The 13655-nt window shown below is 43.3% G+C and carries 11 protein-coding genes; 9 read left to right on the forward strand and 2 right to left on the reverse strand.

The annotated features are described in order from the left end of the window. Positions 1-3: 3 nt before the first annotated feature. From ACFQ21_RS26570 to ACFQ21_RS26600, 7 genes are all read left to right on the forward strand, one after another. Positions 4-429: a hypothetical protein gene (locus ACFQ21_RS26570; protein ID WP_377584804.1), complete on the forward strand. Its 426-nt coding sequence runs from the start codon at positions 4-6 to the stop codon at positions 427-429. 43 nt (positions 430-472) lie between these two features. Beyond that, a complete protein-coding gene (locus ACFQ21_RS26575; RefSeq protein WP_377584807.1) occupies positions 473-5782 on the forward strand; it encodes an Ig-like domain-containing protein in 5310 nt (1769 codons plus the stop codon). Positions 5783-5788: 6 nt separating this feature from the next. Further along, entirely contained in the window at positions 5789-6370 is a 582-nt protein-coding gene (locus ACFQ21_RS26580; RefSeq protein ID WP_377584809.1) for a hypothetical protein, read from the forward strand. Between the two features lie 144 nt (positions 6371-6514). Beyond that, positions 6515-6817 carry a hypothetical protein gene (locus tag ACFQ21_RS26585; protein WP_377584812.1) on the forward strand — a complete coding sequence of 101 codons (303 nt, stop codon included), beginning with the start codon at positions 6515-6517 and terminating at the stop codon, positions 6815-6817. Positions 6818-6878: 61 nt separating this feature from the next. Next, on the forward strand, positions 6879-7256 hold the full coding sequence (locus ACFQ21_RS26590; RefSeq protein WP_377584814.1) for a hypothetical protein: 378 nt from the start codon (positions 6879-6881) through the stop codon (positions 7254-7256). 113 nt (positions 7257-7369) lie between these two features. Beyond that, the gene (locus ACFQ21_RS26595) at positions 7370-8836 is read left to right on the forward strand and encodes a hypothetical protein (protein ID WP_377584816.1); all 1467 of its coding nucleotides are present in this window, start codon (positions 7370-7372) and stop codon (positions 8834-8836) included. 13 nt (positions 8837-8849) lie between these two features. Further along, positions 8850-9632, forward strand: coding sequence for an ABC transporter substrate-binding protein (locus ACFQ21_RS26600; protein ID WP_377584818.1), 783 nt, complete (start codon positions 8850-8852; stop codon positions 9630-9632). A gap of 60 nt (positions 9633-9692) precedes the next feature. Here the strand turns inward: ACFQ21_RS26600 and ACFQ21_RS26605 are convergent, their stop codons facing one another. After that, positions 9693-10907 carry a 3-phosphoshikimate 1-carboxyvinyltransferase gene (locus ACFQ21_RS26605; RefSeq protein ID WP_377584820.1) on the reverse strand — a complete coding sequence of 405 codons (1215 nt, stop codon included), beginning with the start codon at positions 10905-10907 and terminating at the stop codon, positions 9693-9695. A gap of 97 nt (positions 10908-11004) precedes the next feature. On the opposite strand from ACFQ21_RS26605, the gene ACFQ21_RS26610 reads away from it, so the two are divergent. Beyond that, positions 11005-11196, forward strand: coding sequence for a hypothetical protein (locus ACFQ21_RS26610; protein ID WP_377584822.1), 192 nt, complete (start codon positions 11005-11007; stop codon positions 11194-11196). Here the strand turns inward: ACFQ21_RS26610 and aroB are convergent. Beyond that, positions 11187-12230 carry a 3-dehydroquinate synthase gene (aroB, locus tag ACFQ21_RS26615; protein ID WP_377584825.1) on the reverse strand — a complete coding sequence of 348 codons (1044 nt, stop codon included), beginning with the start codon at positions 12228-12230 and terminating at the stop codon, positions 11187-11189. The two genes, ACFQ21_RS26610 and aroB, sit on opposite strands and share 10 nt — an antisense overlap. Before the next feature lie 108 nt (positions 12231-12338). On the opposite strand from aroB, the gene ACFQ21_RS26620 reads away from it, so the two are divergent. After that, a complete protein-coding gene (locus tag ACFQ21_RS26620) occupies positions 12339-13538 on the forward strand; it encodes a proline dehydrogenase family protein (RefSeq protein WP_377584828.1) in 1200 nt (399 codons plus the stop codon). Positions 13539-13655: the final 117 nt, after the last annotated feature.

Consider the following 13655-nt stretch of genomic DNA (forward strand, 5'->3'; position numbering starts at 1 on the left):
AGTATGAACAGTAAGATTATATATGTACTGGTTACATTTCTGGCTTGCCTGATTAGCGCCAGCGTTAGCACAGCACAAGCTGTAGATGTACGAAAGAACACCATCACCGGGACCGCCTCTGAAAGCATCGACTTGCTTATCGGTAAAACTTATACGAAAAATGTAGTCTTTACAACACGTGGTGACCAGGGTATAGATATACCGAATCGAATGCTAAGCGATATACAGGTAACAAAAGTTGAAGGTATATGGAATGATTTTCAGCTTCCCGGTAAACTTGTTTACTCTGTGCTGATGAATGGGAAGGAAGGTATTGTGACGCTTGAGAAAAATGCTACTGATACATCCCTGATCATTGATACAACGGGTTCCTCACCGGATGGTGTAAAGCGAAAATTTATAATCGACAAGGTTAAGGTAAATAATTGATCCGCGAACCGCGCTTGTTTATACGATGAAATTGAATGTACAAATGAAGAAACACTACCCGATAATATTTCTGATTTTTCTGATCGTTGTGCCGGTTGCCTCCTTGTCTGCGCAATATTATACCATGTTGGGGCCAGCTACCATAACAGCCACCAGCTCGGTAACCTATAGCTATGCCATCGATCCGATTGATGCCGTGGACACTTGGTTTACCAGTCCGAACTGGGTTGTAACAAGCCAGGGTACCATTACCAGCCAATATTTAAGCAGCGATAAACTGACTGCATACGCTGTTGTAAAATGGAATACTGTAGGCGCTGCTACCGTTACGTTTAAGCAAGGCACACGCGTAACCAGTACGAAGGCTGTTACCGTTACTTGTCCAACCATCGAAGCACCTGTATTTGATTTTGAGAATTACCTCTGTGGTACATCCGGTTCTGTGTTGATAACCGCTTCACCGCGTGGTAGCGGTACAGTTGTACGATGGTATACCGAGTCGGGTAGTTATATACAGGAGGGACAGCTATATAATACTCCTGTACTCACCAGTACCACCACGTATTATATAACTTCCTACAATGCCACCATGGGCTGCGAGAGTTCTCCACGTACACCCGTAACAGTAATATTATATCCGATACCGGCAGCACCGGCAGCGGCCTCGGTAGTAAACTGTCAACCCGGAAGTGTTGCACTTGCGGCTACACCGGCTTCCGATGCCAACAGTATAATCTGGTATGCCACGCCAACCGGTGAAGCAATCGTTGCTACGGGTACAAGCTATACTACGCCCTCGCTGAGTACAACTACTTCCTACTATGCCGCGAGCTACAATACGACTGCCGGTTGCATTTCAACAGAACGCACACCTGTTACGGCTACCGTTGTAAACATGTTAAGGCCTTTAAACCTGACCGATGATATTATACTCGGCTCCGGTACTATTACGCTCGATGCCGGGGTGCGAGGTAATGAGGCTGACACAGAAATACAGTGGTTTGCTGATGCCACTTCGGTTGTTACTCCTATAGCCACGGGTAGCAGCTATACCACGCCTCCGCTAACCACCACCACCTCATATTATGCGCGTGCCAGAAGTATAACAAGCAACTGTGTAAGTAGTCTGTCCGAGCTTATCGCTGTTGTAAAACCTATTCTGGCTTCAGCAAGTGTTCAGACCGATGCAATTCGTGCAAAGGGAAAAAAGACAGATGCTGATCTGGTAACACTTACCGATGCTGAAAAGACTACAACGTTCGAGTATCTCGATGGAATGGCACGGGTCAATCAGCAGGTTGTGCTGCGAGGAAGTCCTTTCGGAAAAGATATTGTGCAGCCAGTGGAGTACGATGCTTACGGGCGAATATCGCAACACTATGCACCGTATATACCGGCTACAACCAATGGAGCTTTTCATTCAACATTCAAAGCTGAGCAAGCAACTTTCTATACGGCAGCAAACGACAAGGTTGCGAACGACAATGCTGCGTATGCGCTAACAAAATATGAAGACTCTCCACTCGGCAGAGCGGTTGAACAAGGTTCCGTAGGGCAGGCGTTTCAACCCGGCACAAATCATACTTATACGGCTATATATAGTTTCAATACCGGGGCTACCGCCAATGCTGCCGAAGAAGTACGCCAGCTCAATGCCGATGGTTCCAGCACAGGATTCTACGCTGCCAATATATTAAGTCGCGTAGAAAGTAAAGATGAAAACGGCAATAAAGAGATTACGTATAGCAACGCGCAGGGACAAACACTCGCCATAAAAAAACAACTGGATGAGGTGATTGATGGTGTTACTGTAAACTGGCTCGAAACATACTATATATACGATGACTTCGGTCGTGTAAATTGTATGATATCGCCCAAGGGTACCGTTGCGCTTAAAGCCAGCGGATGGTCGTTTACCCAGAGTATTAAAGACAATTATGTACACCATTTTCTTTATGACAAGCACGGAAGACTTGTACAGAAGAAAATACCCGGACAGGCCTGGGTATATTTTGTGTACGATGCACTGGATCGCCTGGTGCTGACGCAGGACGGACTACTGCGTGCATCCGGTAAATGGAGCTTTATTAAGTACGATAACCGAGGCCGGATTATCCTGCAAGGGCTATATAAAAATACTACGAACACGACCCGCGCTGCCGTGCAAACACTGGTAGATGCACTATATACAGCAGCCAACGTAACCTACCCGGCTTCGGCTATGTATGATGTACGCGGGGGTGCGCTGCATGGCTATACCAATATAAGTTTTCCAAAAACGAATGCAGACAATACCGCACTGGAAATACTGGCCGTGAATTTCTACGATGGCTATGATTTTGATGATGCCGATGGTGTTGCTGACTATACCTATACCAATCAAGGTCTGGCAGGTGAAAGTGTAACATCTCCGGCAAGCCTTTACGGTGTGGCTACCGGTTCCAAGCGACTGGTACTGGGAACAACCACATGGCTCTATACCTATATATTTTATGATGAATACGGCCGCCCGGTACAAGTACGTAGCAACAACCACCTCAGTGCTGCCGTAGATAACCTGGTTACGCAGGTATATGATTTTGAAGGTAAAGTCACTGTTCAAAAGCAATACCATAATGCAGGAGCAGGAAAGATCACGACCATAACGAACAAATATACTTACGATAATCAGGGTCGTCCGCTCAAGGTATATCAGAACAACAACGGTGCTGCTACCGACCAACTGCTGGTGCAATACGATTATAACGAACTCGGCCAGCTCGTAGATAAAAAACTGCACAATACCACGGGGAATACGTTTTTGCAATCCGTGGATTACCGCTATACCATTCGTGGACAACTTGAGTCAATCAACAATGCGCAGCTTGCGGTAAATGCAGCGAACAATGATGAAGCTACAGATTACTTCGGCATGGAGCTGCTGTATAACACAGCCGATGCTTCGCTGGGAAATAGCGCGGCCTGGAATGGGAACATCAGTGCCGTAAAATGGAAAGGTATAGGGGGAAGCTCAGGAACTACAGACCAGCGTGGCTATACCTATGCCTACGACAAGAGTGGCAAACTGAAAACAGCAACCTCGAAGATGTATACCGGCAGTGCCTGGACGAAAGAAGCCGGTACGCTTAGCGAAAGTATGACCTACGACCAAAACGGTAACATACGTTCGCTCCTGCGCAATCAGCGTAAACACCGACTTGTAGGCACAACGCCTTCGTATACCAGCGATGCCATCGATAACCTAAGCTATACCTATAGCGGAAGCATTGGTGAGCAGCTACTAAAAGTAGAAGATGCCGCTGCCAGTACGGGTGGTTTTGTCAATGGAACAAACGCAGCAACCGAGTATACCTACGATGTTAACGGAAATGCACTTTCTGATCTGAACAAGGGCATCAGCAATATAACCTATAACATTCTGGGTAAACCTGCTGTGATGACTTTCACCGATGGCCGCAAGATTGAGTATATATACGATGTATTCGGAAGCAAACTCACCATGAAGAGCTACGCAGCCGGCAGCTCCATACCACAAACCACTACAGATTATGTGAACGGTTTTGTATATGAGAATAACACGTTGAGCTTCTTCGGCTCACCGGAAGGAAGAGTGGTGAATAACAATGGAACTTTGCAATATCAGTACGCAATAGCCGACAACCAGGGAAATACACGCGTAGTATTCAGTTCCGTTACACCTACAGCGGATGCACCGCTGGCTACGCTGGAAGGTGATGCCAATGATGGTGCATCACAATATACAATCAATGCTGCCAACATTGTATCGTTTGGTAGTGCTAACCATACCACCGGTGGTAGTAAGGTGGTGCGCATGAACCAGAGCTATAAGATAGGTCCATCCAAAAGTGTGAAAGTATATCCGGGTGACAAAATCGATATAGAAGTATGGGAATATCATGAAGGGGCTAGCGGCTTTGGTACCACGGGTACGCCACTTAATACTCTAATTACGAATGTAGCAGCGGCCTTTAACGGTGTAAGCGGAGCTATAGGTGAAAGTGGGGCAATCTATGGTGGTGTGAATACAGCTATCACAGCTTATGGTACAGGGGGGAATCAAGGAGATTCAAGGCCGGCGGCATATCTGAACTATATACTGTTTGATAAAAATTACAATGTACTCGATGCAGGCTGGCAACTGGCTCCGGCTTCAACCTTTACGAAGCAGAAAATTTCATTCCCAACAAAAAACATTAAGGAAGAAGGCTATATCTATACCTGGCTGAGTTATGACGATGCTTCCGATAACTGGGTATATTTTGATGATTTTAAAGTAACGCATACCAAAACGAATGTGATTCAATACAACGATTACTATCCGTTTGGTCTTCAGGCAAGTACAAGCTGGACAAGAGAAACCAATAAGAATAACTTTTTATATAACGAAGCATCTGAACTGAATACAACTAGCGGGTGGTATGAAACCATGTACCGTGGATATGATGCTACGCTGGGAAGGTTTATGCAGGTAGATCCGCTCGCTCACGTTGATCACTCGGTGTCTCCGTTTGCGTATGCCGGAAATAATCCTATATTGTTCAATGACCCTACAGGTTTACTGAAAGCTACCAGGGAAGAACTAAATAATTTTATAGACAAAGCATTAGCCGGCAATGGTGGTACCTGGAGTGATGATGGTGGACAGCACATGTTCGGATCGAGCAATGAAGCAGATATGTGGGTTGCTGCTTTTCAACAAATGATGAATGATGGAGGTGGTGGCTCTGTTGAGGCCACGTATGGTATAAAAAACTTCAAGTATAATGGAGCAACGGCTAAAATAAGCTATGGTGTTACGGGATATAAATATGTGCAGGCATCAAAAGAATATGAGGCGCAGCAAGGAGGGCCAGGTGATCCTTCGGTGTGGAAGAGTGCTTGGGATAGCTATTGGTGGAATCTAGCAGATGCTATAGGATTGCATAGTAAAGTTTTAAATAAAGGAGTTGGGATCATAATTATTGGTTCCAACGGTCAAAAAGTACAAGTTGATTATTCGCAGAAGGATAAGGGAAATAAAATGGTTGGTGTCTTGGATTTGAATGATAATTCTAACCTCTTATCAGTGTTGTCTATGCTTGTGATCTCTAATGAATTGGATGGTGTTTCGACTTTTGTTAATATACGACAACAAGATCCAAGAAACAGATACGACAAGAACGGTTTAATGTATTATTATCCAATTCCTGGTTATCCTGGATACTATACTCCAGGACCATCAACTTTAACAGATAACTACTATTATAAATACCCCAATATTGCATTTAAGTATGTAATGAAAGGGAGTGATCATTATATGATTGAAGTGATTCATCCGGCAATTCAAAAATAACTAGAAATGAAAATGATAAAGAAATTATACTTGATAGGAATAATTCTACTCACAATATGTGGATGTAAAAAAGAAAGTACTGGTGAGATTTCGGCCAGTGATTGGAAGAATATATCAAAAATCAAAAAGGATTCCATTTACATAGATGAAAATGGGAATAAGGTGATTCTAAAATTTAACTCAAAAATTGAAGAAGTTCCTAATTCAATTAACGGTAGGGTCACATACTCTTTTGATATAGATAATAATGGTGACCCAACATACGATAAGTTTGGTAAGATTAGTAGAATTATATATAAGGACAATTACAGGAATGATTCATATGGTGTCACGATTAATGATGATACTTTGGATGTTGGAGAGATATTTACTGCTTCTGTTTGGGCTAAGTATAAGAAGTATGTAATAGAGATTGAAGAGCCTGAAAAGCTAATAATTAAAAGTGAAATAATACAGGATTATTATAATTACGAATTTGAGTGTTCTGCGGAAGGTATTTATTCATTCAGAGGAACACTTTTGTCTGATTCAACATCAGTTCCGTTTGAATACAAATTTCTCGTAGAAAATACAACAAATGAACAATAGCAGCACAGCAAGGAAGGCCAGGACCACTTTCAAATCCTAGTACAAATGTATTCGAATTGTATTTACGCATGCTTGTTCACATGCCGAATGCGATTTCCTTTGGTGGAAATGTTGAGGCAATTCCTTTGACGGGAGGTGGAGTTTATGAAAGAGGAAAAATATATATGCTTGATGGAAGGCGGCCAAAGCAAATATCAAGATGTTGGTATTGGATTAGTTGGTATTGATGATGGTGCAAATGTTGTCTTTACGGAATATTACTATGTTAATCTTTCAGGCAAGCCATATAACTTTACAATCAGCGACCATGCTGGACCAAGACTTTCGGCAGGACTTGATGGAAATATTTTTGGTGTACTTAGTGTGGGAGTGGGCTTTTCGATCGCCCCCGTTAACGGACTTAATTCCAAGATGTTCATTTTATCAAGGACAGTTTCTTTAGGGTAGGCATCGAAGGTACTCCGGTGAGCGGGAACGTAAATATTGGGGAAACTAAATTGATTAAGTAATGAACAAGATAGGCTATACTTTACGATTCATTATAATGATTATTTTATTATTTATACTGATAACCATTGGGCTATACTTTTGTGGTATTTTCTTGACAAGAAAATACCCGACAATAGAAACAAGCGATTCCCTTAAAGACACTGTCAGCCAAGTCATCTCTGACGGACGTGGCTCTGTAAGAATAACTTCGACTTCAAATAAAAAATTTACTCTTCCTTGGGCGAAGATATTCGAGCATGGCCAAGAAGTGAGTTTAACACGTGCTGTAACAGAAGGAGATATTTTGCTTAAGAAAGAATTTTCCGATACGATTGTTTTAATACACAATGAAAAGAAGTACACCTTTGTTGCCAACAGGACGATAACGGAGGACTAGAGAACATCGAGAAGCAGTAAAAAGCAACCCGGCATTACACCGGGTTTTGTTTTTTTACTGAGCTCTGTAAATATTGCCTTTAAACTTCCCCCCGAAACGCCTATCTTTGCCGCATGCGTTATGCGCTCCTAATCTTCCTGTCCTTCGTTGCGGCTTCTTTACAGGCGCAACAAGTAGATAGCCTTTTAAACAGGTTGTCTCTGGATAGCATTCCTGTTGCGAAAACAGATGCTTTAGATTCCATTCAATATTCATTTTACGGTAAATCAGACAGTCTGAAGCTTGAATATAAATCGAAATTTAATTCGATTGATTCAACACGAAACGGACTTCAGGCAAATATTGATAGTCTGAATGCGTTACAACTCCCCACCGACAAGTACACCCACAAACTTGACAGCGTAATGCAGCAGCGCGAAAAAGCGGTGGCTTCATTGAATGAAAAGATGAATGATCTTAAGTCAAAGGCTACCGATAAAATTAATAAACTGGAACTCTCTCCCGAGCTTCAAAGCAAAGCGGATGCATTAACAGGAGACATACAGGGATTCAAACTTCCGGTAAAGGATATGAATATACCATCACTGGACTTGCCTGATAGCCCGTTGAAAAATCTGGATGGACTGAATACATCAATCGATTCGCCTGTTGGCAAGATTGGGGAATTGGATGGTCTGCAAGGGATAACCGGAAAAGCTGGTAACCTTTCTTCAATCACACAACAGGCCGGTGGTTATCAAAGTGATATTCAAAATTTAGCACAAGGTAATTTGCAGGACGTTAAACAATTGCCGAATGCACTGGAATCCAAGGCTGGAGATGTGGCAGGTGTTGGTGATCTTAAGAAATCAGCAGAGTCATTGAATCCTATGCTGGACGCAGCGCAAAACCCGGATGCGATGAAAGAACAGGCTGTGAAGAAAGTAAAGGAAGTAGCGGTGAATCACTTTGCTGGCAAAGAACAAGTACTGCAGCAAGCGATGGAAAAAATGTCGAAGCTGAAGAATAAATATTCAAGTCTCAACAGCCTGAGCGAAGTAGGAAAGAAGCGTCCGAATGAAATGCGAGGTAAGCCGTTGATCGAGCGGCTGCTTCCGGGTATAGCATTACAAATACAACGTAAAGGAGATAATATACTCGTAGATTTCAATCCTTATATAGGCTACCGTCTTTCTGGTCGACTCACTTCCGGACTAGGCTGGAACCAACGGTATGGCTACGATACAGATCGTAATACGTTTAGTCCGGGAACGAGAATATACGGCCCTCGTGTTTATTCCGAATTCAAAATCGGTAAAGGCTTTTCTCCAAGGGCAGAAGCTGAGTTAATGAATACATATGTTCCTCCGAGACTTCATTCCGGACCCGCTGATCCGGTGGGCAGAGAATGGGTACCGGGTGTATTTGTGGGCTTGAAGAAGGAGTATAAATTCATGCGGAAAGTAAAAGGCACAGCACAGATTATGCTCCGCGTTTTCAATCATGAAAACAAAAGCCCGTATGGTGATGTGTTGAATATGCGTGTTGGTTTTGAATTCCCGATGAAGAAGAAAATCAAAAAGCAACAGCCACAGGAATAGTATATATTTATGTATGCTATACACCTTCTCAGATCAACTTAACAAAGAAGTCTCAATCTCCTTTCCTCCCAAGCGAATTATATCGTTGGTGCCCTCACAGACGGAGTTACTGGCATCATTAGGACTTCAAAATGAAGTTGTAGGCGTAACAAAATTCTGTGTGCATCCTGCTGCATGGCTGAAATCCAAGACGATCGTTGGCGGCACTAAAAATTTTCATTATGATATTATCAATGAACTTCAGCCAGACCTGATTATCGGTAACAAAGAAGAAAATTACCAGGAAGGTATATATGAGCTGCAGAAGAAGTATCCTGTGTGGATGAGTGATATTGTTAATTGGAGCGATGTCTTCAGCATGATTCACGGTATCGGGAGAATCACCGATAGAGAGGCAGGGGCACTTGATATCATCAATTCTATTAACGAGGCGTTTGCATCGTTAATAACGTTCTCATCACAATCCGTTCTTTACTTTATCTGGTGGAAGCCGTGGATGGTTGCCGGAAGAGATACATTCATCCATACGATGTTGGAGAAGTTGAACCTTCGAAACGTTGTAACGTCTTCGCGATATCCTGACCTAGGCAATGATGAAATCCAAAGACTAAAGCCAGAGTATATATTTCTGTCGTCAGAACCTTACCCTTTTCAGGAGAAACATATAGCTGAGTTGCGGGAACTATGCCCATCATCCAAAATTATACTGGTAGACGGAGAAATGTTCTCCTGGTATGGAAGTCGCCTGCTGCACGCCCCTCTATATTTCAATTCTCTGCAAGACGCGATCCGCTAACTGTATATATACTTTGCGAAACTCCGTGATTTCTCCTTTGTCTTCTTGGTGCAATAGATTTTAAACTAATCCAAATTCCTTCAAATCATTCCAGAAATTAGGATACGACTTTCTTACCACTTCAGGCTTTTCAATCTCAACATTCATCAACGTAGCCAGTGGAGCAAACGCCATCGCCATGCGGTGATCTTTATATGTATTGAAGAAAGCTTTATCCGGCAAAGACGATGATGGTATAAGCGTCCAGTGAGCCGCATCTACTTCTACGAGGTTTCCTCCGATCTTCTGCAACTCATTCTGAAGTGCAGCAATGCGGTCGGTCTCTTTAATGCGCAGACTTTCCAATCCTGTAAAGTATCCTTTTATACCTTTTGCCGCGCAAACAACAGCAACGGTCTGGCCCAGGTCAGGACAATGTGTAAAGTCCCAATGCAATTCTTTTACACTTTCTTTTTTCGTCAACTTCAACAAACTGTTTTCCATAGAGGCTTGCACACCGAGTTGCTCCATGATCTTTACAATCACGCTATCGCCTTGCAGTGATTCAAGATATAGCTTTGGTAAATATATCTCAGCTTTTTCAGCAAGCGCGGCAAATGCAAACCAGTAACTCGCACCTGACCAGTCAGATTCTACTGTGAATGGTGCAGGTATATATTTCTGCGGTGCAACAATAACTTTATTGTCTTTGAAATCACTGCTAACACCAAAGTGTTTCATGATAGAAGCCGTCATTTCTATATAGGGGCGACTTCCGATCTTCCCTTCCAGCTCAAGCGTAAGTCCTTTCGGTAATATAGGGGCTACCATCATAAGCGCAGATATAAACTGACTGCTTACATCACCGCGAATCTTGATCGTGTCGGTTTTCTGCCCGGCAAAGCCCGATAACTTTAACGGAGGGTAACCATCTTTTTCTATATAGTCTATTGTTGCTCCCAGGCTTCGCAATGCATTAACCAGTATACCGATGGGGCGCTCTTTCATGCGCGATGTTCCGGTAAGCACCTTGTGTTGATTGGTGATGGAGAAGTATGCAGTAAGAAAGCGCATCGTTGTTCCGGCATCTTCCACATCAATGGTCTCATCTTTTGAATTTACCAGGCGCAGCATCAGTTGTACATCGTTGGCATCCGACATGTTCTGAATTTCAGATTTACTTCCGGCCAGTGCGTTAATGATGAGTGCACGGTTGTTAATGCTTTTCGATGCAGGAAGCAAGGTTGCAGTTCCCTTCAAAACATTCGTTCGCTTGAGATGAATTGTTGTGTCCAATGGTATCAGAAATTTGAGCGGGCAAATTACTCTTTGTAAAAAGATTTTTTAACAGATGGTTGAAACTTTTAATTCTGAAAAAGGTTAAATTGTATATATGAGTACAACCCGTAAAATAGCAGTAGGATTAGGCATTGCATCGGGTGCTTTGTTGGCGGCCTGGTTGCTTACCGGCAATCGGAAAAAGAAAACCAAAGAGTATATCTCCAAAAAAGCTGACGGCCTGAAGAATGCCATTAAAACCGAAAAGAAACGTTCCTTTGATGATTCAGACGCTCACTACATCTGAAGCGATTGGTAAAATGCTAAAGCACGTTTTACCTCATCAAGACTGATCTCGCAATCCCAACGCGCTCTTCCTATACCATCCTGAAGAACGCATAGTATCTTATTTCCTTTATTTTTCTTGTCCTGAACCGTTAGCTGTGAAGCTTCTTCTATCTGCATATCATTCAGGGCAACCTTGCCGTAAACAGAAAGTATATAGTTTGTTATACTGGTAAAGTCTGCAGCTGTTAACATGGTGCGTTGATGTGCAATAAAGCCTTCAGCGATTATACCAAGTGCTATAGCTTCACCGTGTAAAATACGGTTGCCGCTTGCCAGCAGATAACTTTCAACGGCATGACCTATCGTGTGACCGGCATTTAAAATTTTACGCAGGCCTTTCTCTTTCGGATCTTCCGTGGTTACGTGCGCTTTAAAAATTACCGAATGCTTCAGGAGTCCATCCCAGTCTTGCTGTTGTAATGACTTTGCGCTGATCTGTTGCCACATCGCTTTATCGGAGATCAGCGTATGCTTGATGACTTCAGCATAACCTGAACGAAGTTCTGCCTCCGGTAAAGTTTTCAGGAAGCCGGTATAAAGCAACGTGAGGGCTGGCTGTTGAAACACCCCAATGTGATTTTTCAGATGTTCGAAGTCAACACCAAGTTTGCCGCCAATGCTAGCATCCACTTGTGCGAGCAATGTTGTTGGTATAAGTATAAAATCAATTCCGCGTTTGTAGGTAGCAGCACAGAAGCCTCCCATGTCACCAAGCACACCACCACCCAACACGATTAACACGGCATGACGATCAAGCGCAAGCTCCGTCAGGTCTTTCCAGATTTTTGCGCACGTGTCCAGGTTCTTTTGTTCTTCACCGCTCTTCACTTCGATAACAACATGCCCTGGAAGTTTCTTCTCCAGAATCGGGTAACAATGAGTGCGTGTGTTCTCATCGGTGAGCACAGCGATCTTGCTATACTTTTTTTGATTCAGGAATGCCAGCAAATCGTTGGAAGGATCGGTAGAAAACAAAATGTTATCGGGTAGCATGTGTGATTTTTAGTTCTTTCGCTCGAAAGTTATTAAAAACATCAGAACTGTTACGGCAGAACTTGGGCTAACAATTGTAAGCAGTATATTTGCCCGAATTTTTTCGGCATGGAAGCATCACCCAGGATTTCATTTGAAGACACATCCGTAGCATTCTCTTACAAATCAGACGCAGCTCTGCGCAAGGCAAACTTTATTTTTTCTATGGTTAATCATCCATGGATCTCCGCGATAGCGATAGGCTCTGTAAAGTTCGCATTGAAGGCACATCTTCCGGTGGAAGGCATCATTCGCAAAACTGCGTTCGACCATTTTTGTGGAGGTGTAAGCATTGATGATTGTGATGAAGAGATCGCGCAACTTTCAAAGTATGGTGTGGGCACCATCCTGGATTATTCAGTGGAAGGAGAGAAGTCCGAAAAAGGTTTTGACCTGGTAACAGAAGAACTTTTACACACCATCGATAAAGCAAAGCTTAATCCGGCCGGTATACCTTTCTCTGTTTTTAAAGTTACCGGTATAGGGGATAGCGATCTGCTGGAGAAAGTTCAGAAAGAAGAGGTACTTACCATTGAAGAGCAACGTGCCTATGAACGCGTTCGCGAACGCGTAAATAAAATCTGCGCACGGGCGCACGCTTCAAATGTTCCGGTACTTATCGATGCAGAGGAAACCTGGATACAAGATCCCATCGATGCACTCGCCTATGAAATGATGGCGAAGTATAATCAGGACAAAGCGATTGTGTTCAACACGTACCAGCTATACCGCACTGCCACCTTGCAAAATCTGAAGAACGCTTTCGCGGAAGCTTCGCGAAAAAATTATCACATCGGTGCCAAGCTTGTGCGTGGTGCCTATATGGAAAAAGAACGTGCGCGGGCAGAAGCGATGGGCTATGCAGACCCGATACAACCTAGTAAAGAAGCATCCGATAAAGCCTTTAATGAAGCACTGGAATTCTGCGTTGAAAATATAGCACGTATTGGTTTTATGTGCGGCTCACATAACGAGTACAGCAACCAGTATCTCACTACACTCATGCAGAAGTATGGCATTAAACACAACGATGAGCGTGTGTGGTTTGCCCAGCTCTATGGCATGAGCGATAACATTTCTTTTAACCTGGCGAAGGCTGGCTATAAAGTAGCCAAATATGTTCCGTACGGTCCGGTGCGTTCGGTGATGCCATACCTCTTCCGCAGGGCGCAGGAAAATACATCCGTGGCCGGCCAGAGCAGCCGTGAGTTAATTTTAATCAGAAAAGAACTCGAGAGACGAAAGCGCGAAAAAGCGAATCGTAAGTAATTCTGCCAATGATGTACAAGGCGTAACGTGGTGTAAACGAAAGACAAACCGTTTTTCGGTGCGCTACCTTCGTGCGTCAAAGTATTCCTTTTCTCCCTATTTAGAGTATTTTTGCGA

Origin of the sequence: Ohtaekwangia kribbensis, from assembly GCF_042676245.1 — a bacterium.
Classification (GTDB): Bacteria; Bacteroidota; Bacteroidia; order Cytophagales; family Cyclobacteriaceae; genus Ohtaekwangia; species Ohtaekwangia kribbensis.